The organism is Arthrobacter sp. P4_F11 (assembly GCF_056401395.1).
The window spans coordinates 23,169-43,026 of record NZ_JBFUJK010000003.1 but is presented as its reverse complement, the minus strand read 5'-3'; the positions used below and the strand labels follow the sequence as shown (position 1 = coordinate 43,026).

At 66.5% G+C, this 19,858-nt stretch carries 19 protein-coding genes; 11 read left to right on the top strand and 8 right to left on the bottom strand.

Annotated features, from left to right (window positions below):
• The gene (locus AC1DRO_RS04760) at positions 1-1,722 is read left to right on the top strand and encodes an ABC transporter ATP-binding protein (protein WP_476950018.1); all 1,722 of its coding nucleotides are present in this window, start codon (positions 1-3) and stop codon (positions 1,720-1,722) included.
• Between the two features lie 158 nt (positions 1,723-1,880).
• Here AC1DRO_RS04760 and AC1DRO_RS04755 read toward each other — a convergent pair whose 3' ends face one another.
• Positions 1,881-2,798 carry an SGNH/GDSL hydrolase family protein gene (locus tag AC1DRO_RS04755; RefSeq protein WP_476950017.1) on the bottom strand — a complete coding sequence of 306 codons (918 nt, stop codon included), beginning with the start codon at positions 2,796-2,798 and terminating at the stop codon, positions 1,881-1,883.
• Positions 2,799-3,080: 282 nt separating this feature from the next.
• Between AC1DRO_RS04755 and typA the strand changes: the two genes are divergently transcribed.
• The 3 genes from typA (at position 3,081) to AC1DRO_RS04740 (ending at position 6,463) form a co-directional block, all read left to right on the top strand.
• Positions 3,081-5,009 carry a translational GTPase TypA gene (typA, locus tag AC1DRO_RS04750; protein WP_079550304.1) on the top strand — a complete coding sequence of 643 codons (1,929 nt, stop codon included), beginning with the start codon at positions 3,081-3,083 and terminating at the stop codon, positions 5,007-5,009.
• A gap of 27 nt (positions 5,010-5,036) precedes the next feature.
• Positions 5,037-5,423 carry a hypothetical protein gene (locus tag AC1DRO_RS04745; RefSeq protein WP_476950016.1) on the top strand — a complete coding sequence of 129 codons (387 nt, stop codon included), beginning with the start codon at positions 5,037-5,039 and terminating at the stop codon, positions 5,421-5,423.
• Positions 5,424-5,653: 230 nt separating this feature from the next.
• Positions 5,654-6,463 carry a type IV toxin-antitoxin system AbiEi family antitoxin domain-containing protein gene (locus AC1DRO_RS04740; protein ID WP_476950015.1) on the top strand — a complete coding sequence of 270 codons (810 nt, stop codon included), beginning with the start codon at positions 5,654-5,656 and terminating at the stop codon, positions 6,461-6,463.
• A gap of 585 nt (positions 6,464-7,048) precedes the next feature.
• Here the strand turns inward: AC1DRO_RS04740 and AC1DRO_RS04735 are convergent.
• Entirely contained in the window at positions 7,049-7,297 is a 249-nt protein-coding gene (locus AC1DRO_RS04735) for a putative acetyltransferase (protein WP_043434852.1), read from the bottom strand.
• A gap of 150 nt (positions 7,298-7,447) precedes the next feature.
• Between AC1DRO_RS04735 and fdxA the strand changes: the two genes are divergently transcribed.
• The 5 genes from fdxA (at position 7,448) to AC1DRO_RS04710 (ending at position 11,958) form a co-directional block, all read left to right on the top strand.
• A complete protein-coding gene (fdxA, locus tag AC1DRO_RS04730) occupies positions 7,448-7,774 on the top strand; it encodes a ferredoxin (RefSeq protein ID WP_028275689.1) in 327 nt (108 codons plus the stop codon).
• 12 nt (positions 7,775-7,786) lie between these two features.
• The gene (dapC, locus tag AC1DRO_RS04725; protein WP_476950014.1) at positions 7,787-8,929 is read left to right on the top strand and encodes a succinyldiaminopimelate transaminase; all 1,143 of its coding nucleotides are present in this window, start codon (positions 7,787-7,789) and stop codon (positions 8,927-8,929) included.
• Between the two features lie 234 nt (positions 8,930-9,163).
• Positions 9,164-10,447, top strand: coding sequence for a citrate synthase (locus AC1DRO_RS04720; protein ID WP_028275687.1), 1,284 nt, complete (start codon positions 9,164-9,166; stop codon positions 10,445-10,447).
• A 180-nt stretch (positions 10,448-10,627) separates the two neighbouring features.
• Complete coding sequence (locus tag AC1DRO_RS04715) at positions 10,628-11,299, top strand: TetR/AcrR family transcriptional regulator (protein ID WP_028275686.1); 672 nt, start codon at positions 10,628-10,630, stop codon at positions 11,297-11,299.
• 47 nt (positions 11,300-11,346) lie between these two features.
• The gene (locus tag AC1DRO_RS04710; protein WP_028275685.1) at positions 11,347-11,958 is read left to right on the top strand and encodes a hypothetical protein; all 612 of its coding nucleotides are present in this window, start codon (positions 11,347-11,349) and stop codon (positions 11,956-11,958) included.
• Positions 11,959-12,023: 65 nt separating this feature from the next.
• Here the strand turns inward: AC1DRO_RS04710 and AC1DRO_RS04705 are convergent, their stop codons facing one another.
• Together AC1DRO_RS04705 and dapD are read right to left on the bottom strand one after the other, a co-directional pair.
• Complete coding sequence (locus AC1DRO_RS04705; RefSeq protein WP_476950013.1) at positions 12,024-12,875, bottom strand: hypothetical protein; 852 nt, start codon at positions 12,873-12,875, stop codon at positions 12,024-12,026.
• Between the two features lie 111 nt (positions 12,876-12,986).
• Positions 12,987-14,021 (bottom strand): 2,3,4,5-tetrahydropyridine-2,6-dicarboxylate N-succinyltransferase, encoded by a 1,035-nt coding sequence (gene dapD, locus AC1DRO_RS04700; RefSeq protein WP_476950012.1) that lies wholly within the window; start codon positions 14,019-14,021, stop codon positions 12,987-12,989.
• A 209-nt stretch (positions 14,022-14,230) separates the two neighbouring features.
• On the opposite strand from dapD, the gene dapE reads away from it, so the two are divergent.
• Positions 14,231-15,328: a succinyl-diaminopimelate desuccinylase gene (dapE, locus tag AC1DRO_RS04695; protein WP_243181144.1), complete on the top strand. Its 1,098-nt coding sequence runs from the start codon at positions 14,231-14,233 to the stop codon at positions 15,326-15,328.
• Between the two features lie 105 nt (positions 15,329-15,433).
• Here dapE and AC1DRO_RS04690 read toward each other — a convergent pair whose 3' ends face one another.
• The 4 genes from AC1DRO_RS04690 to AC1DRO_RS04675 form a co-directional block, all read right to left on the bottom strand.
• Positions 15,434-16,270 (bottom strand): amino acid ABC transporter permease, encoded by an 837-nt coding sequence (locus AC1DRO_RS04690; RefSeq protein WP_028275681.1) that lies wholly within the window; start codon positions 16,268-16,270, stop codon positions 15,434-15,436.
• Complete coding sequence (locus tag AC1DRO_RS04685; RefSeq protein WP_028275680.1) at positions 16,267-16,917, bottom strand: amino acid ABC transporter permease; 651 nt, start codon at positions 16,915-16,917, stop codon at positions 16,267-16,269. Before AC1DRO_RS04685 ends, AC1DRO_RS04690 begins: the two co-directional genes overlap by 4 nt.
• 98 nt (positions 16,918-17,015) lie before the next feature.
• Positions 17,016-17,900, bottom strand: coding sequence for a glutamate ABC transporter substrate-binding protein (locus tag AC1DRO_RS04680; RefSeq protein ID WP_028275679.1), 885 nt, complete (start codon positions 17,898-17,900; stop codon positions 17,016-17,018).
• Positions 17,901-17,958: 58 nt separating this feature from the next.
• Positions 17,959-18,714, bottom strand: a complete 756-nt coding sequence (locus AC1DRO_RS04675) for an amino acid ABC transporter ATP-binding protein (protein ID WP_028275678.1) — start codon at positions 18,712-18,714, stop codon at positions 17,959-17,961.
• A 207-nt stretch (positions 18,715-18,921) separates the two neighbouring features.
• On the opposite strand from AC1DRO_RS04675, the gene AC1DRO_RS04670 reads away from it, so the two are divergent.
• A complete protein-coding gene (locus tag AC1DRO_RS04670; RefSeq protein WP_476950011.1) occupies positions 18,922-19,821 on the top strand; it encodes an LOG family protein in 900 nt (299 codons plus the stop codon).
• Positions 19,822-19,858 lie beyond the last annotated feature (37 nt).

Genomic DNA, 19,858 nt, shown 5'->3' with positions numbered 1-19,858 from the left:
ATGAGCGCCTCTGTTGACTTCCAGGAAGCTGAGTACGCCACTGAGCGCCCGCTGCTTGAAATCAAGGACCTGGCCATCGGGTTCACCACCAGCAACGGCGAGGTCAACGCCGTCCGCAACGCCCATCTCACCGTCATGCCGGGCGAAACCGTAGCGATTGTGGGCGAGTCGGGCTCCGGCAAGTCCACCACCGCGCTGGCTGCTATCGGCCTGCTCCCGGGCAACGGGCGGGTCGCGGCAGGCCAGATCCTGTTCGATGGCGAGGACATCTCCAACGCCAGCGAAAAGCGGATGATCGAACTGCGCGGCAACAGCATCGGAATGGTCCCGCAGGACCCGATGTCCAACCTCAACCCGGTGTGGAAGATCGGCGACCAGGTCCGCGAGACGCTGAAGGCCAACGGACTCCCGAGCGGCCCCGACGACGTCGCCAAGGTCCTGTCCCAGGCCGGGCTGCCCGACGCCGGAAGCCGCGCCAAGCAGTACCCCCACGAGTTCTCCGGCGGCATGCGCCAGCGCGCGCTGATCGCGATCGGGCTCGCCTGCCAGCCGCGCCTGCTCATCGCGGACGAGCCGACCTCGGCGCTCGACGTGACCGTGCAGCGCCAGATCCTCGATCACCTGGACAAGATGACCACGGAACTGGGCACCGCGGTGCTGCTGATCACGCACGACCTCGGCCTCGCCGCCGAGCGTGCCGACCAGGTGGTGGTCATGTACCGCGGCCAGGTTGTCGAGTCCGGGCCCTCGCTGGAGCTGCTGCAGAACCCGCAGCACCCGTACACCCAGCGGCTGGTCGCCTCGGCGCCGTCGCTGGCGTCCCGGCGCATCCAGGCGGCCAAGGAACTCGGCGTGGAAACCGACGACATGCTCGCCCCGAGCGAGACCGGCGTGGTTGAGCCGGCCAAGTCCGACGACGTCCTGCAGATCCAGAACCTCAGGAAGGTCTTCAAGCTGCGTTCCGGCCTGGGCAAGTCCACGGACTTCACCGCCGTCGACGACATCTCCTTCAACGTCAAGCGGGGAACGACGACGGCGATCGTGGGGGAGTCGGGTTCCGGCAAGTCCACGGTGGCGCAGATAGTCCTGAACCTCCTGACGCCGACCTCCGGCAAGATCATCTTCGACGGCGTGGACACCTCCACGCTGAACAACAAGGAGCTCTTCGCCTTCAGGCGCCGGGTACAGCCGATCTTCCAGGACCCGTACGGTTCCCTGGATCCGATGTACAACATCTTCCGGACCATCGAGGAACCGCTGCGGACCCACAAGATCGGTGACAAGGCCAGCCGCGAGAAGAAGGTGCGGGAACTGCTGGACCAGGTGGCGCTGCCGCAGTCCACCATGCAGCGGTACCCCAACGAGCTCTCCGGCGGCCAGCGCCAGCGGGTCGCGATCGCCCGCGCCCTGGCCCTGGACCCCGAGGTGATCATCTGCGACGAGGCCGTCTCGGCACTGGATGTGCTGGTGCAGGCGCAGGTGCTGAACCTGCTCGCCGAACTGCAGTCCCGGCTCGGCCTGACCTACCTGTTCATCACCCACGACCTCGCAGTGGTCCGGCAGATCGCCGACCGCGTGTGCGTCATGGAGAAGGGCAAGCTGGTGGAAACAGGCTCGACGGACGACGTCTTCGAGTCGCCGCAGCAGGACTACACCCGGGCGCTGCTCAACGCCATCCCCGGCGCCGGCCTCATGCTGCCGCCGGAAATGGACGTGGCCTGAGCGGCCGCTTCCTGAGGGCCTGAAGAAGTCCGCCGCCAGCAGCGCTTAGCAGCTGGCAGTACAGGAGCCGGTGTCCTCCCTCCGGGGCGGACACCGGCTCCTTTGTTGTGCTGTGGCCCGCGCGCTGGCGGTGCCAGCGGCGGTGGGACAAGCCTGCGTTAGTGGGACAAGCCGGCGAGCATGCTGGGGTCGGCGTAGTCAAACCCCAGGGACTGCAGCCTCTGGCCGAAAACGGCGCCCAAGGCCGCGTGGCCCTGCCGGGTCAGGTGGACCCGGTCGGCCATCGAGCCCGTCAGGTTGTACCGGGTGAGCCAGTCGCCCGCGCTGACGAAAGCCAGCCCGTGCTGGTCCGCCACCCGTCCCAAAAGCGCGTCCACCTCGCTCCGGCGTCCTCCGCCGTAGTGGGCGCCGCGCCCGAGTGTGCCGACCATGAGTATCCGGGCGGCGGGGTAACGCTGCTGGATGCTGGCGATCAGCCGTTCCGCGTTGGAGACGATCTGCGCGTCGGAGGCGCCGCGTGCGGCATCGTTCCCGCCGCCTTCGATCACCACGAGGGGAGGAGTGCCGTACGGGAGTTTCCAGTCGCCGCGCTGAAGCGCGTCGATGTAGTTGCCGGTCCTGCCGTTGGACGCCACGAAACCGGTGCCGCCCCGGCCACAGAAGAAGACTTTGTACCCAGCCGCGGCCAGACCTTGCCTGGGCCAGCCGTAGGAAGGTTCCGATTGCGAGTCGCCAATCAGCACGGCGACATTGCTGGTGTCCTTGACGATGATCTCGTTGCGGCCGTTTGCAGGATTGCGGTAGGTCGAGCCGCTCGGCAGAGCGGCGGGGTCGATGGTGGACCCGATGCGCGTCTTCGCCGCGGACCCGGCCGCGACCGGCATTCCTGCGCCGGCGGCCGCTCCGGCCCCGCCGCCGGTCAGCGGCATGCCCACAGTTCCCGCCTCTGATGATCCAGCGTTGGAAGAGCCCGCGTCGGGCGCAGGTGAATGAGAGGTCTGTCCGCAGCCGCCAAGAACCACTCCGGTGGCGATCATCATTGCGACGAAGCGGGACAGGGCCGAGGCGTTTCGCATGAATGTCTCCGGGCTTGCTTGCTGCTATCAGAGCAATGATGGTGCATGGGCGCTGGAAAATCCAGTGACTTTACTCACACGTAATAGACCACATCCGTGCGCCCGTCCTGCTCTGGCGACAGCGCGGATGCTGGTCACCGATTCGCATTTTAGGCCAATAAATGACCTAGCGTTTAGAATGGTAGTAGGTGCCCTGTGCCAAAGGGACTTATCTGTCGTGCGTTCCGGTTGGAAATGTCGCGATACCACAGCTGACTTCACCACTGAATCGAGCAATAACGCATGTCTGAAACCACCACCAACACCGCGGTAGCCACTGCATCGCGCAGTGACCTGCGCAACGTCGCGATCGTGGCCCACGTTGACCACGGCAAGACCACGCTGGTCGACGCCATGCTCAAGCAGACCAACTCCTTTGCCGAGCACAACCACCTCGAAGACCGCGTCATGGACTCCGGTGACCTGGAACGCGAAAAGGGCATCACCATCCTGGCCAAGAACACCACGGTCGCCTACAACGGACCGTCCTCCAACGGCGAAACCATCACCATCAACGTCATCGACACCCCCGGCCACGCCGACTTCGGTGGCGAGGTGGAGCGCGGCCTGTCCATGGTCGACGGCGTCGTCCTCCTCGTTGATGCCTCTGAGGGCCCGCTGCCCCAGACCCGCTTCGTGCTGCGCAAGGCCCTCGCCGCGCACCTGCCGGTGATTCTCCTGGTCAACAAGACCGACCGCCCCGACGCGCGGATCGAAGAAGTTGTCCACGAATCCATGGACCTGCTCCTGGGCCTGGCCTCCGACCTCGCCGACGAAGTTCCGGACCTCGACCTGGACAAGATCCTGAACGTGCCGGTTGTTTACGCCGCCGCCAAGGTCGGCCGCGCCTCCCTCGAGCAGCCCGCCGACGGCAGCGCCCCGGAAAACGAAGACCTCGAGCCGCTCTTCCGGGCCATCATCGAGCACATCCCGGCTCCGACCTACAACCCGAACGGTGTCCTGCAGGCACACGTCACCAACCTGGACGCCTCACCGTTCCTGGGCCGCCTGGCGCTGCTGCGCATCTACAACGGCACCCTGCGCAAGGGCCAGACCGTGGCTTGGGCACGCGCCAATGGCGAGCTCAAAAACGTCAAGATCACCGAACTTCTCGCGACCAAGGCACTGGACCGCGTCCCGGCTGAGTCCGCTGGCCCGGGCGAGATCGTCGCCGTCGCCGGCATTGAGGAGATCACCATCGGTGAGACCCTGACCGACGCCGAGAACCCGCAGCCGCTGCCGCTGATCACTGTTGACGACCCGGCCATCTCCATGACCATCGGTATCAACACCTCGCCGCTGGCCGGCAAGGTTAAGGGCGCCAAGGTCACGGCCCGCCAGGTCAAGGACCGCCTCGACAAGGAACTGATCGGTAACGTCTCCATCAAGGTTCTCCCCACCGAGCGTCCCGACGCCTGGGAAGTCCAGGGCCGTGGCGAGCTTGCACTGGCCATCCTGGTCGAGCAGATGCGCCGCGAAGGCTTTGAGCTGACCGTCGGCAAGCCGCAGGTGGTTACCAAGACCGTCGACGGCAAGGTCCACGAGCCGATGGAACACATGACCATCGACGTGCCCGAAGAGTACCTCGGCGCCGTCACCCAGCTGATGGCCGCCCGCAAGGGCCGCATGACCAACATGGCCAACCACGGCACCGGCTGGTGCCGCATGGAGTTCATCGTTCCGGCCCGCGGCCTGATCGGGTTCCGCACCAAGTTCCTCACGGACACCCGCGGTGCCGGCATCGCCGCCTCCATCTCCGAAGGCTACGAGCCGTGGGCCGGCCCCATCGAATACCGCACCAACGGTTCGATGATCGCCGACCGCGCCGGTGTTGTGACTCCGTTCGCCATGATCAACCTGCAGGAACGCGGATCCTTCTTCGTCAAGCCCACCTCCGAGGTGTACGAGGGCATGATCGTGGGCGAGAACTCCCGCGCCGACGACATGGACGTGAACATCACGAAGGAAAAGAAGCTCACCAACATGCGTGCAGCTTCCTCGGACACCTTCGAGAACCTGACGCCCCCGCGCGACCTGACCCTCGAAGAGTCCCTCGAATTCGCCCGCGAAGACGAGTGCGTTGAGGTTACCCCGGATTCAATCCGCATCCGCAAGGTCATCCTGGACACCAACGAGCGTGCCAAGGCCAACCGCGCCCGCGCCAAGGTCTGATCCCGGTCTCCGGGCTTCAGCCACAACGTGATTAAGAGAGCTGCCGGTACGGCAGGCGGCATTGCCGCCGCCGTGCCGGCAGCTCTTTTTGTTGCCCTGGCCGGCACCGCCCTGCACCGCCACGATCTGGTCCTGGGCGGAGTGGACGTCCCGTGGGGCGCCATCGCTGCGCTCGTGCTGCTGGGCTCGGTTCAGCTGTGGCTGGGGGCGGCATTCCGTTCTGTCACCCCGACGGCGGCTTGCGGAGTCCTCTGCTACGCGCTGATTGGCTGGTGGTCCACCCTGGAAGCGGGCAAGCGCCTGGTCATCGGCGACGCCGCGGGCAATATCTGGGTCTTTGGCATCGCAGGCATCACCGTGGCCATGCTCGCCTTGTGCCGGCGCTACAGGAGGCCGACCGGCCAGGACCGGTGACGACGGGCCAGGACCGGACAGCCCCGCCCGGCTCCCCACGGGACATGCCCATTTTTTGATCGCTCGAGTGGGCGCAATGGCATTATGTCCGGCCCCGGGCTGGTGCGCGGGACATGCCCCGCGCTTATGGTCGGACCTGTCCGGCTCCGCCCCCCAGCCGGCCGGTGCAGTTTTCCACATAGTGCGGGATCCGACTTCCAGGGCGCAGAGTGCGGCTCCACCATGGGTGAATGGCCAACATCATCCAGGTGCTCTCGAATTACGACGGCGTCGCCCGCGCCAAATACATTGCCGCCGCGGGTGTCTCCGATTTTCAGCTCAAGTCCGCGATGGCCTCGGGAGCCGTGTCCCGGGTGGCCCGCGGCGTCTATGCGTTGCCCGGTGCAGACGAGCACCTGATCGCCATACGCTCGCTTCCGGCGGAACCGGCGTGCATCACCGCGGCACACTTCAGCGGGCTGTGGGTCCTTGAAGCCCCGGCCCAGCCGCACGTTGCCCTCACCCACAGCAGGAGCTACCAGGGCTTCGTCTGCCACCGGGCGCCCGCGCCGCCGACACTCCTGGGCACGGTCATCCAATGCTTGCGCTGCCTACCCGAACCTCACGGGCTGATCATCGCCGAATCCGCCGTCGTGCTGAAGGGACTCCCGCTGGGCTCGTTGCGTCAGCGGCTCGATGGCCGGAACGACACCCGGGAGCGTCGGATCGTGTCGGCGATTGTCCCGCAGTCACAGTCGCTCATTGAGTGCCTGGCCCGGTTCCTGCTGCGGCGGGCCGGTTTCCATGTTGAATCGCAGGTCAACGTTCCAGGGATGGGACACCTGGACCTGATGGTCGACGGCCGTCTCGGCATCGAGACCGACGGGGCGGGATTCCACATGGACAGGGCCAGCTTCGAGGAAGACCGGCGGCGTTGGAACGTCACCACGCGCCGGGGAATCCCGACTCTTGTTGTGACGTACCCGCTGCTGAGGGACCACCCCGAGGATTTCATCACCATGGTCCGCGACGCCCTGAACCGGCTGTCTGCGGCCGCCTAGAGTCAGACTCCACGTCCAGCTTCGTTCGCCCTTGCGATACGGTTCGGCACTGTGGTCCTGCACTCTGATCCTGCACCGCGCCCAGCCACCGCGGAAATTGTCCCGTGCTCTTTCGATGCACCGCTGGACATGTCCCTTGTTCCGTTGGTTATCCCTGCACATGTCCCTTGTTCTGTTGGTTTACCACTGGACATGTCCCTTGTTCTGCTGGTTTACCACTGGACATGTCCCTTGTTCCGTCGATTCACCACTGGACATGTCCCGCGCTGGGTGGCGGCGATGAGCAAGGCTCCGAATTGTCCATCTCCTGAGGCAAGGAGAGGGCATGTCCATTGGTGGCCGGGGGTGGGGTTGGGCATGTGCGTGGTTGACCAAGTCGGGAGGGCATGTCCATTGGTCGACGTGGGCGGGGTTGGGCATGTGCGTGGTTGACCAAGTCGGGAGGGCATGTCCATTGGTCGACGTGGGCGGGGTTGGGCATGTGCGTGGTTGGCCAGCCAGGGGAGGGCATGTCCATTGGTCGGGCGGTGCGGAGGGCATGTCCCCTAGGTGCTACCACCGACGCGCCCACCCCGGAACCGCCCGTCAGGGCTCCTGCACCCGTGGGGCGCGGCGCGGCGGGGGCGGCGGGACTTCCTTGGCCGCAACGACAAGGGGGAGGGCAATGACGACGTCGGAGCGGCGGGTGCGGACGGTGCATACGCCGTCGGCGCGTTCCACGAGCTCGCCGAGGGCATCCGTCAGGCCGCCCTCGATCCTGTACCGGACCACAACGCGGGTGCCGAGCGGGGCTGAGGAGAGGAACTGCTGGGGCAAGGGCAAAGGCGAGCTCATCAGATCATCGTAAGACGCGGAGCATGTGTGACGTCCGGCTAGGTTCGCGGGAACAGGCTGGGAGATAATAGGCTCAGAAGTCAGCAGCCCGGCTCAGGGCCTGGAAATCATCCGGCCGGTCGCCGGAACCAACGTGGAGAGGCCAGGGACGTGACGTACGTAATCGCGCAGCCGTGTGTAGATGTCAAAGACAAGGCATGTATTGAGGAGTGCCCCGTCGATTGCATTTACGAGGGTGAGCGTTCCCTGTACATCCACCCCGACGAGTGCGTGGACTGCGGTGCCTGTGAGCCGGTCTGCCCCGTGGAGGCGATCTACTACGAGGACGACACCCCCGAAGAATGGGCCGACTACTACAAGGCCAACGTCGAGTTCTTCGACGAACTCGGGTCCCCGGGCGGCGCCGCGAAGGTTGGGAACACCCACACCGACCACCCCATGATCGCCGCCCTGCCGCCGCAGAACCAAGAGAACTAGGACGGCGCTACGGTGACATCCGCGGTGCGCACCTTCGGCCTGAGCCTGCCCGATTACCCGTGGGAGGCCATGGCGCCGTATCTCGCCACGGCAGCCAGGCACCCGGCAGGAGCCGTCAACCTTTCCATCGGAACCCCGGTGGACGCGACGCCGGCCCTCATCCAGGACGCGCTGCGCGCCGCCGCGGACGCCCCCGGCTATCCCACGGTGCACGGGACGCCGGCCCTGCGCGAAGCCATCGCCGGCTGGTTTGCGCGCCGGCGCGGCGTCCCCGGGCTCGACCCGCAGAATGTGATGCCAACGGTGGGTTCCAAGGAACTCGTCGCGTGGCTGCCGTTCCTGCTCGGCCTGAAGCCGGGCGACGTCGTCGTCCGGCCCACGGTTGCGTACCCCACCTATGACATCGGGGCCACCTTCGCCGGTGCGGAGCAGGTCGCCGCGGACGACCTCGACGAGCTCGACGCCGGCACCCGGGCCCGCGTGCGCCTGGTCTGGGTCAATTCACCGGCCAACCCCACCGGCAGCGTCCGGGACATCGCGTCGCTGCGGCGGATCGTCCGGCAGGCCCGCGAGCTCGGCGCCGTCGTCGCGTCCGATGAATGCTACGCCGAGCTCGGCTGGGGGGAGTGGGACGTCCAGCGTGGCGGCGCCCCGGTCCCGAGCGTCCTGGATCCGCAGGTCGCAGAAGGCTCCCACGATGGCCTGCTCGCCGTCTATTCGCTGAGCAAGCAGTCCAACGTGGCCGGTTACCGGGCGGCATTTGTCGCCGGTGATCCGGTGATCATGGCGAACCTGGTCAACAGCCGCAAGCACGCCGGGATGATTGTGCCCTATCCGGTCCAGGAAGCCATGCGCGTGGCCCTCGGCGACGACGCCCACGTCCAGGCCCAGAAGGACCTGTACCGGGGCCGGCGGGAACGGATCGTGCCCGCGCTGGAGGGTTTCGGCCTGACAATCCATGAATCGAGGGCGGGGCTTTATCTGTGGGCCACCGCCGGCGAGGCGACGTGGGACACCGTGGGCCGGCTCGCGGACCGCGGAATCGTCGTCGGCCCCGGGGTCTTCTACGGCGACGCCGGCAACGGGTTCATCCGGGTGGCGCTGACCGCCAGCGACGAAAGGATCGACGCCGCCGTCACGCGGCTGGACCCGTAAGCGTAACAATGCTGTGACGCGTGCCACATGTGGCGTGTTTTTGGCCTTTTGCGGGCCCCCCGGATTAGTGCCACCCGCGAAGTGAAGGTACTTTTTAACTGACGATCAATGGTGGCTTTCCACAAGAAGGCAGCGCAGCCTTTGGAAATCCTGTCCGCACAGGATCCGCGGGCAGCTTCACCAGATGTTGGACCAGCTTTCGACAGAGGCCCCGATGCCTCATGAGGAGACTCCATGACTGAAACCACCAGCGCAACCCTGCGCCATGCCGGCGGCGAACTCGAACTCCCGCGCATCAAGGTTGTAGAAGGGAACGAAGGCTACGACGTTTCCAAGCTGCTGAAGCAGACCGGCGCCGTCGCCTTCGACCCCGGTTTCATGAACACCGCGGCCACCACCTCGGCCATCACCTACATCGATGGTGACGCCGGCATCCTGCGCTACCGCGGCTACCCGATCGAGCAGCTGGCCCAGCACTCGAGCTTCCTGGAAGTCTCCTACCTGCTGATCTACGGCAACCTGCCGACCCCCACCGAGCTGGAGTCCTTCGACCAGCGGATCCGCCACCACACCCTGCTGCACGAAGAGCTCAAGGGCTTCTTCAGCGGCTTCCCCCGTGACGCCCACCCGATGCCGGTGCTGTCCTCGGCCGTGTCGGCGCTGTCGACGTTCTACCAGGACTCGCTGGATCCGTTCAACGCCGAGCAGGTGGAGGTGTCCACCATCCGCCTCATGGCCAAGATGCCGGTCATCGCCGCCTACGCCCACAAGAAGTCGATCGGGCAGCCCATGCTGTACCCGGACAACTCGATGAACCTGGTGGAGAACTTCCTGCGCCTGAGCTTTGGTCTGCCGGCCGAGCAGTACGAGGTGGACCCGGTCATCGCGAAGGCCCTGGACCTGCTCCTGATCCTGCACGCCGACCACGAGCAGAACTGTTCGACGTCGACCGTCCGCCTGGTCGGTTCCTCGAACGCGAACCTGTTCGCCTCCGTCTCCGCCGGCATCAACGCCCTCTTCGGCCCCGCCCACGGCGGTGCCAACGAGGCCGTCCTGAAGATGCTGCGCCAGATCCAGGCCGACGGCATCAAGCCTGAGGACTACATGGAGAAGGTCAAGAACAAGGAAGACGGCGTCCGCCTCATGGGCTTCGGGCACCGCGTCTACAAGAACTACGACCCGCGCGCCAAGATCATCAAGGCCACGGCCCACGAGGTCCTGAGCAAGCTCGGCGGAAACGACGAGCTCCTCGACATCGCCATGCGCCTTGAAGAGAAAGCCCTGGGCGATGACTACTTCATCCAGCGCAAGCTCTACCCCAACGTGGACTTCTACACCGGCCTGATCTACAAGGCCATGGGTTTCCCGGAGAAGATGTTCACCGTGCTGTTCGCCATCGGGCGCCTGCCGGGCTGGATCGCCCAGTGGCGCGAGATGATCAGCGACCCGAACACGAAGATCGGCCGCCCGCGCCAGCTTTACGTCGGCGAACCGGAACGCAACTACCCCTCGCTGTAGCCCGCCCGCCGGCCACGGCGCGCGCGATAGACAGTACGACGCCGGCCGCGCACCTTTTGCTGAGGTGCGCGGCCGGCGTCGTACTTGCGGGGGCACCGTGCCGCTGTGACCCGCGCCACGTCCCCGCCGGGACCGGTGTGGCCCGGGGCGGCCGCGGCACGTACGTGCTAAAAAAGACCCGTGCCTAAATTTGTCGACGCCGTCATCCGGCGCCAGGAAATAGTTGACGCAGTCTTCAGGATCATCGCAACGGATGGCCTCGAGCGGGCCTCGCTGCGGGAAGTTGCTGATGAAGCGCAGCTGGCCGTCGGCTCGGTGCGGCACTATTTCGCCAGCAGCGACGAGCTGTTGACCCACGCGTTCGCCGTGGTGGTGGACCGAATCGTCGGCCGCCTCACCGACGCGGACTCCCTGCTGGGCGATGCGCCGCCGGCGTCGGGGGAGCAGCATGCGGCCGTCCTGGCACTGCTGGGTGAGTTTCTTCCACTTGACGAGCAACGGGCGGTTGATGCCTGCGTCTGGATGGCCTTCAAGAATGCCGCCCGGACAAGGCCGTTCCTGGCCGCCGAGGCCGACCGCAGCCACCGGGCGGTGGCCGCCGTCGTGGGCGGGCTCATCCTGGGCCTGGCCGAGGCTGAAGGCGTTGACGCCGACCACGCGGCCGGCCTCGACCAGCAGGTGCTCGTCACCGAAGCGGAACTGCTGCTGGCAGTCCTGGACGGTCTGACGATGCACGCCCTCCTGCAGCCCGAGTGGATGACGGCCGTGATGTGCAGGGATGTGCTCGAAGCCCACCTGGAGGGCCTGAACCGACGGCTGGCGGCCGGGCAGCCAGCCGTTAACGCCTCATAACAACAGGAATAGACTGAGATCGTACGTCTTGCCAAGGAGGCAATTGGATGCACCACACCGGCGGACCAGGCTGGCGGATCACGATGGATACTTCTGGTCCCATGCTCATTGCCCTCTACGTTCGTGACGCCGCCGGTTTGGACACCGCGGGACACCCGGCGCTCTGCCATGCGGCACCGAAGATCCGCGCCTCGGACCACTCCCACCTGATCGCCGAGGTTGGCGGCCCGGCTGCGCTCAAGACCGAATGGGAGGCCTGGTGGGAACAGCTGCTGAAAGACCACCCGGAAATGTCCCCCGAGCTCTCCCCGCCGGGCTTCCGTGCGTTCAGCAATTCGCCGGCCCTCCGGCGCGTGCTGCAGGCCCACTTCGGGGCCGCTTTGACGTGGGCCCGGGAGCGCCTCGCGGAATACGGGACCCTCGAGGCGGAGCGCGAAGCCAACGGCAACAACGAGCTGCTGGCCGACATGGTGGAGGACCGCCTGCTGGACGTGGGACGGGCTTCAAAGGATTTCGGCCTTACGATCATCGAGCTCCCGCTTGCGGAGCCGCGGGCCTGGTATCTCGAGCCCGACAAGATCATCATGAGCCACGAGCTGTTGTCCCAGCCGGAGCTGTTCCGCAGCTACGTGCAGCCGGTGGTCGATCTCCTCGTCTGAGCCCGCCCGGTTGCGGCTGACCCCGTTAGCGCGGCTGACCCGGCGGCGGCTGACCCCGGTAGCGGTCAGGTGCCGGGGGCGTCTGCGACGGTTACCCTGACCTGGCCGGCCGGGACTTGGGCCGGCTGCCAGCCGTCGCGGGACTGCCGGTTCCAGGCGCGGCCGTCGACCTCCACGCTGGTGATTTCGAGCTCCTTTGCGTTGGCCACGGCCCACTGGCCCACGGCCCAGGCCTGGCTTCCTTCGGCCTCCACGAGCAGGGTCCGGCCGTCGGTGGACGCCGTCACGTCCCCGAGCGCAGCGGTCAGCCCTGCGGTGACGGCGGCAGGACTCCCGGCGGCATCGGGGGAGCGCAGCGAGCAGTCCAGGCCCGCGGGCGTCTGCCCGCTCAGGGCGGAAGCGAAGGCGCGGGCCATCACCTCATGCTGGGCGTAGGCCTCCGGGTACGCCGAGCGCTGGACGCGCTGGGCGGCAACGGTGATATCGAGCGACTCGTACCCGGAAACCTCGACGAGCGCATCGTAGAACGCATTGCTGGCGTGGTACGGGTCCATCACCTGCGCCGTGGTGCCCCAGCCCTGGGACGGCCGCTGCTGGAACAGTCCGCGGGAGTCGGGACCGGCCTGGTCGCCATGGCCGATGTTGCGCAGTTTGGATTCCTGCATCGAGGTGGCCAGCGCGATGCTGGCGGCCCGGGCCGGAAGTCCCCGCCGGACCGCGACGGCTGTGATGAGGGCAGCGTTGGCCGCCTGGTCGGTGGAGAGGTCATCGCCTCCGCTGCCCGTGGCTGTGCAGCGTTCGGTGATCAACGTCTCCGACCGCTGCAGGAACGCCACCGCGGTGTAGATGCCGCCCGCGACCATCGCAAGGGTCAGCAGAAGGACGATCCGGCGCCGCCAGCTCCCTCGTCGTGCCACGAAAATACTCCCTCAGGCCCCTGCGGGCTGCGTCATCGGCTTTTTCGTCGGGGCGGGTCGGCCCCGCCAGCGCGGTCTTCGCCGCCCGCCATACCGTACCAGCCGGTGCGGTCAGTTGGCGTGCAGGGCCTCGTTGAGCTCCACCGTCTGGCCCTTGCGGGGGAGGACCTCTACCTCACCAGTGGTGGAATTGCGGCGGAAGAGCAGGTTCGGAACGCCGGAAAGGTCCACGGCCTTGACGATCCGGCTGGTGTCTTCGCCGTCGGCGTCCTTGGGGCCGATCACGCGCACACGGGTGCCGGCGGTGACGTAGAGGCCTGCCTCCACCACCGAGTCGTCACCGATGCTGATGCCCACCCCGGAATTGGCGCCGAGGAGGACCCGCTCGCCGAGGGAGATCTTTTCCTTGCCGCCGCCGGAGAGGGTTCCCATGATCGAGGCCCCGCCGCCGACGTCGGACCCGTCGCCGGTGACGACGCCGGCCGAGATCCGGCCCTCGACCATGGAGGTACCCAGGGTTCCGGCATTGAAGTTCACGAAGCCCTCGTGCATGACCGTGGTGCCTTCGGCCAGGTGCGCACCGAGCCGGACCCGGTCGGCGTCGGCGATCCGGACGCCGGAGGGAACGACGTAGTCCACCATGCGCGGGAACTTGTCCACGCCGAACACCGTGACGGCGCCGCGCTTGCGCAGGCGCGCCCGTGTCAGTTCGAAGTCCTCCACGGCTGCGGGGCCGAAGTTGGTCCACACCACGTTGGGAAGCTTGCCGAAGATGCCGTCAAGGTTGATGGTGTTGGGCTGGACGAGCCGGTGGGAGAGCAGGTGCAGGCGAAGGTAGGCGTCCGCCGTGTCCGCGGGTGCCGCGTCCAGGTTGATCTGGGCAAAGACAACTATCTGCTCGGTGCCCCGGTCCGGGTCAGTGCCGCTGGCGGCGATGTCGATCAGCGACTGGTCCGCGTTCTCCACGTCATGCAGGTGCTTCGCGGCGACTCCGAGCGCCGGCGCCGGAAACCACACGTCCAGCACGGTGGCGTCACCGTTGCGGGTGGACACGGTGGCCACCCCGTAGCCATAGGCAGAGCGGGCGTCAGAACGAGCGTCGGAGCCGGCGTCGGCGGGCACAGCGGAAGCAGCAGTTTCAGTCATGGCCCAAGTCTAACGAGAGGCCCCTCGGGCCCTGAAACTCATGACAACCCGATTGGCACGCTGCAGGGGCCACTTGACGCCTGGGAACGGCCCCGGCAGCGACTCAGGTGGGACGGGGAGGCAACAGATAAGGTGGAACGGTGACCCCCACGAACCCGCGCACCCCTGCCAGTGCCACCGCCAGCGTCCCTGTCCGCACACCGGTCCATCTGGACCTCCGCCAGGACGTCGCCCTGCTCACGGCCGCCCTGATCGACATCAACAGCGTCTCCGGCAACGAGGGGGTCCTGGCCGACGCCGTGGAGCATGCCCTCCGCCAGCTGCCGCAGCTGGAGCTGGTCCGCGACGGCGATTCGATCATCGCCCGCACCAACCTGGGCCGGGCCGAGCGCGTCATCCTGGCCGGCCATCTGGACACCGTGCCGTTGCCCACCACCGAGGGCTCGCTGGGGACCGTGCCGGCGTATTGGCCCTCCGGGGCCCCGGGAGAGGGGATCCTCTACGGCCGCGGCGCCACTGACATGAAGGGCGGCGTCGCCGTGCAGCTGGCGCTGGCGGCCACCATGTTCGACGGCGGGGCGGAACCAGGCAAGGACGTCACGTTCGTCTTCTACGACCACGAGGAGGTCGAGGCCGTGAAGAGCGGCCTGGGCCGTCTGGTGCGCAATCACGGCTCCCTGCTCGGCGGGGACTTCGCGATCCTGCTCGAGCCGACCGACGGGACGGTGGAGGGCGGCTGCAACGGCACCAGCCGCTTCGAAGTGACCACGAACGGCGAGGCTGCCCACTCGGCCCGGGCCTGGATGGGCAGCAATGCCATCCACGCCGCGGCCCCGGTCCTGGCCCGGCTGGCGGCGTATGAGCCGCAGACCGTGACGGTTGACGGCCTGGACTACCGCGAAAGCCTCAACGCCGTGAAGATCCACGGCGGCACGGCCGGAAACGTCATCCCGGACAAGTGCGTCGTGGAAATCAACTACCGCTTCGCGCCGGACAAGACCCCGGACGGAGCCGAAGCCGTCGTGCGCGAACTGCTGGACGGATTCGACGTGGTGCGCACCGACAGCGCGGCCGGCGCGCGGCCGGGCCTGAACCACCCCGCGGCGGCGTCCTTCGTCGCCGCCGTCGGCGCGGAGCCGAAGCCCAAGTACGGCTGGACCGACGTCGCACGCTTCAGTGAACTGGGCATCCCCGCGGTGAACTTTGGACCCGGCGATGCTCTGCTGGCGCACAAGGACAACGAACACGTCGAAGCGGACGCCATCCGCGAATGCCTGCGGGCGCTGCGGACCTGGCTGAGCGCCTAGCAAAGCCTAGGAAGCAACGCCCAGGAACCAACGCCCAGGACACAAGTAACGGACAAAGGGTCCGGAACCTCCGTGAGGTTCCGGACCCTTTGTGGGTGGGACGGCTTACTTGGCGGCCGGAATACCGGCGACCGGCACGTGCGCCACGCCGCCGGCGGCGCGCTTGGAGCCGCGGCGTTCGAGCCAGATGGCCAGGCGGGAGACCGCCAGGTCGATCGCGATGTAGATGGCCGCGGCCACGAAGAACACCGGGAACAGGTACTGCGGACCCAGGAAGTCCGCCATGACCTGCACGGCCCGGAGCAGCTCGCCGTAGGCGACGATGTAGCCGAGCGACGTGTCCTTCAGCAGCACCACGAGCTGCGCGACCAAGGACGGCAGCATGCGCCGGATGGCCTGCGGCAGCTCGATGGTCAGCCGGCACTGGAAGCTCGTCAGGCCGATCGCCAGGCCGGCCTCACGCTGGCCCTTGGGCAGCGACTGGACGCCGGCGCGGATGATCTCGGCGAAAATCGCCGAGTTGTAAAGGACCAGGCCGGCCACGACGGCGATGAACGAGCTCGTGGCAAAGACGAGCAGCACGAACAGCATCATGAGCACAACGGGCATGCCGCGCAGGAATTCCAGCACGATCCGGGTGGGCACCCGGATCCAGGCGTTGTCCGAGATGCGCATCAGGCACAGGAGCAGGCCCAGCGGGAAGGCAATCACGGCCGACACGGCCGCGGCGGCCAGCGTGGCGCCGATGCCGGCGGCGATCAGGGCCCAGACCTCGGGAAGCTGGAAGACCGCCCAGCGTTTGGGGTCGAAGATTCCCTGCTGGGCCAGGGTCATGACGGCCAGGACGAGGAGGCCGCCGATCACGATCACGCCGATGATGGAGCCGATCAGCGAGACCCGGCGGGCTTTGGGGCCGGGGACGTCATAGAGAACGGAGCTCATCGTGCGATCGCCACCTTTCGTTCAACGACGCTGGCGAGGTAGCCAAGCGGGATGGTTATCAGCAGGTAGAAGAATGCGATGCCGACCAGAACCCACATGACGGCGTCGCCGTTGGCATTGGCCAGCTGCTTGCCCTGGCCGAACAGTTCCAACACATAGAACGCGCCGGCCACAGAAGAGTTCTTGACCAGGGCGATCAGAATGTTGATCAACGGCGGGATCACGGTGCGCAGGGCCTGCGGCAGGATGATCAGCGAGAGCACCTGGGTGAACTGCATGCCGATGCTGCGGGCCGCCTCCGCCTGGCCCACCGGGACACTGTTGACGCCGGAGCGCACTGCCTCGGCAATGAAGGCCGAGGTGTAGGCGCTCAGGGCGATGATGGCGGCGACCTCGAACTGCTGGAACGTGACGCCGAGGCGGGGCAGAACCACTGCTGCGAAGAAGAACGCGATGGTCAGCGGGGTGTTCCGGACGATCTCGACGTACGTCATGCTGAAGCCACGCAGCGCGGCGACGGGCGAGACACGGGCGGCAGCCAGGATGGTGCCGAAGACCAAGGCGATAATCCCCGAGATCAGGGACAGGAAAAGGGTTCGGAGAAAACCGTCCCAATACTGGGGGAGGTTTTCAATGATGACGTCCATAAGTTCCTTCAGCTGCGTTGAGGGGATTCCAGGCGAAAGACGGGAGTGGCGGCCGTCGGGCCGCGGAAAATCCGCGGCCCGGCAGCCGCCACAGCCGGCTAGTAGCGGTCGATCGTGGGAAGCGCGGGCGTGGTCTTGATGACCGTGCCGGCGGTGTCTTCCCAGGCCTTCTTGTAGGACCCGTCCTTGTCGGAGGCCTCCAGCTGGTCATTGACCCACGTGCGGAAGGCGGTGTCGTCCTTCTTCAGGCCGATGCCGTAGGGCTCCTTAGTGAAGGTCTGATCCGATGCCAGCTTGAAGGCGTCCGGTTCCTTGGACACGAAACCGGCCAGGATGACGTTGTCGGTGGTGACGGCTTCAACCTGGTGGTTCCGCAGCGGTTCCAGGCAGGCTGAGTAGGTCGCGGCCGGAACCAGGACGGCTCCGTACTTCTCCACGATCGTCGAGGCTGGCGTGGAGCCGGTCACGGAGCAGACGTTCTTGCCCTTGACGTCTTCGGGCTTGGTGATGGAGTTGTTGTCCTTGTTCACCATGAGCGCCTGTCCGGCCTCGTAGTACGGTCCAGCGAAGTCGACTTCGGCCTTGCGCTTGTCGTTGATGGTGTAGGTGGCGACGATCATGTCCACCTTGCCCTGCTTGAGGAACTGCTCGCGGTTGGCGGAGACAGTTTCGACCCACTCGATCTTGTCGGCGGGAATGCCCAGCTTGGCAGCCATCAGCTTGCCGATTTCGACGTCGAAGCCGACGGGCTTGCCGTCGAGGCCCTTCTGGCCGAAGAGCGGCTGGTCGAACTTGGTGCCGATGGTGATCTTGCCCGCGGATGCAAGCTTGGCCATGGTGGAATCGGCAGGAAAGCTCGGCTTCTCGGCCACGGGCGGGTTGGTGGTAGTGGAGGAGCTGCCGCCACAGGCGCTCAGGCTGAGTGCCAGTGCTGCGGAAGCGGCAACCAGAAGGGATTTCCTTCGGGTCAAAAATGCCATCATGACATTCCTTTCATTGGGCGGCCGCCGTCCGGCAGCCAGGGTGCGAAAACGTAGTCGGTCAGTGTGTCAGCAGCTTGGACAGGAAATCCTTGGCCCGGCTGCTCTTGGGGTTGTTGAAGAATTCCTCGGGGGTCGCGTCCTCAACGATCTGGCCGTCGGCCATGAACACGACGCGGTCGGCCGCCTTGCGGGCGAAGCCCATCTCGTGGGTGACCACGATCATGGTCATCCCCTCCTTGGCGAGCTGGACCATGACGTCCAGGACCTCGTTGATCATTTCCGGGTCAAGTGCCGAGGTGGGCTCATCGAAGAGCATCACCTTGGGCTTCATCGCCAGGGCGCGGGCGATGGCAACGCGCTGCTGTTGGCCGCCGGAGAGCTGGGCCGGAAGTTTGGGGGCCTGATGCCCGACGCCGACCCGCTCCAGGAGGGCCATGGCGTCCTTGTCGGCCTCGGACTTGGCAACGCCCTTGACCTTGATGGGGCCGAGGGTGACGTTTTCCAGAATGGTCTTGTGGGCGAACAGATTGAACGACTGGAAGACCATGCCGACGTCGGCGCGCAGCTTGGCCAGTTCCTTGCCCTCCTCGGGCAGTTCCTTGCCATCGATCTTGATGTCGCCGTCGTCGATGGTCTCGAGGCGGTTGATGGCGCGGCAGAGCGTCGACTTGCCGGAACCCGAGGGGCCGATGACAACAACAACTTCACCCTTGCGGACGTTCAGGTTGATGTCCTTCAGGACGTGCAGCTGGCCGTAATGCTTGTTCACGGCCTTCAGGGAGACGAGGGCATCGCCGGGCACTTGAGTAGTCATAGTACGAATCTAGCGAAGATTGACCAGATATGACGGCAATCACTCATTTTGGTGCAGATCGTGATTCAAGAGATACCTGCACGTCAGGTCCCTTGCCGGACTGCGTCGGACATTCGCCGTTGACCTCGGCGAACGGCCTCGGCAGGCGCTTGCGGCCGTGCGGCGCCGACGCGCCGACGCGGCGGCGGCCGAGTTCCGCGCTAGCCTATGGGCATGAGTACCGATCCGCAGCACGGCCCCAAGCGAAACCTCGAGCAGAACCCGGAACAGAACCCCGCCGGAAAGCCGGCCCGGGAGGCCCGGAGCACACCGGCGCCCAACGGAATCCGCCACAAGGGTCCGCTGGAGCTGCGCCGCAAGGCCGCCAAGGTCACGATGTCCGACCAGACCTTGCTGGACACCAAAGGGCCGGGACAGTTCGTCCACACCGACCCCTGGCGCGTGCTGCGGATCCAGAGCGAGTTCGTGGAAGGATTCGGCGCGCTGGCCGATCTCGGTCCGGCAGTCAGCGTCTTCGGTTCCGCCCGCACCGTGCCGGGGAGCCCGTACTACGAACTCGGCGTCGAGGTCGGACGCCGGCTGGCCGAGGCCGGACTGGCCGTGATTACGGGCGGCGGCCCCGGCTCGATGGAGGCCGCCAACATGGGCGCCGTGCAGGGCAACGGCGTCTCCGTGGGGCTCGGAATCGAACTGCCCTTCGAGCAGGGCATGAACCAGTGGGTGGACCTGGGTATCAACTTCCGGTACTTCTTCGCCCGCAAGACCATGTTCGTCAAGTACGCCCAGGGCTTCATCGTGCTCCCCGGCGGCCTCGGCACCCTGGATGAGCTCTTCGAAGCCATGGTCCTGGTCCAAACCCGCAAGGTCACTTCCTTCCCGATCGTCCTGGTGGGAACCGCTTTCTGGAGCCCCATGCTCGAGTGGGTCCGGGACACCCTCGTTGCGGAGGGAATGGTCTCGGCTGAGGACCTGGACCTCGTGCAGGTGGTGGACGACCCCGCGCGGGCGGTCGAGCTGGTCGTGGAAGGCGCCGCCCGCCACCGGAACCCGAATGGCGGCTCCACCAACGGGACCGGCACGGCGGACATCAAGGGAACGCGGGGCTGATCCGTCGGCCTGAGCGCCCCGGCGTCCGGCTTCTGGC

Coding starts and splice junctions, on each gene's coding strand:
- AC1DRO_RS04760 (WP_476950018.1), top strand. CDS start 1: ATGAGCGCCTCTGTTGACTTCCAGGAAGCTGAGTACGCCACTGAGCGC.
- AC1DRO_RS04755 (WP_476950017.1), bottom strand. CDS start 2,798: ATGCGAAACGCCTCGGCCCTGTCCCGCTTCGTCGCAATGATGATCGCC.
- typA (WP_079550304.1), top strand. CDS start 3,081: ATGTCTGAAACCACCACCAACACCGCGGTAGCCACTGCATCGCGCAGT.
- AC1DRO_RS04740 (WP_476950015.1), top strand. CDS start 5,654: ATGGCCAACATCATCCAGGTGCTCTCGAATTACGACGGCGTCGCCCGC.
- AC1DRO_RS04735 (WP_043434852.1), bottom strand. CDS start 7,297: ATGAGCTCGCCTTTGCCCTTGCCCCAGCAGTTCCTCTCCTCAGCCCCG.
- AC1DRO_RS04720 (WP_028275687.1), top strand. CDS start 9,164: ATGACTGAAACCACCAGCGCAACCCTGCGCCATGCCGGCGGCGAACTC.
- AC1DRO_RS04710 (WP_028275685.1), top strand. CDS start 11,347: ATGCACCACACCGGCGGACCAGGCTGGCGGATCACGATGGATACTTCT.
- dapD (WP_476950012.1), bottom strand. CDS start 14,021: ATGACTGAAACTGCTGCTTCCGCTGTGCCCGCCGACGCCGGCTCCGAC.
- AC1DRO_RS04690 (WP_028275681.1), bottom strand. CDS start 16,270: ATGAGCTCCGTTCTCTATGACGTCCCCGGCCCCAAAGCCCGCCGGGTC.
- AC1DRO_RS04685 (WP_028275680.1), bottom strand. CDS start 16,917: ATGGACGTCATCATTGAAAACCTCCCCCAGTATTGGGACGGTTTTCTC.
- AC1DRO_RS04680 (WP_028275679.1), bottom strand. CDS start 17,900: ATGATGGCATTTTTGACCCGAAGGAAATCCCTTCTGGTTGCCGCTTCC.
- AC1DRO_RS04675 (WP_028275678.1), bottom strand. CDS start 18,714: ATGACTACTCAAGTGCCCGGCGATGCCCTCGTCTCCCTGAAGGCCGTG.
- AC1DRO_RS04670 (WP_476950011.1), top strand. CDS start 18,922: ATGGGCATGAGTACCGATCCGCAGCACGGCCCCAAGCGAAACCTCGAG.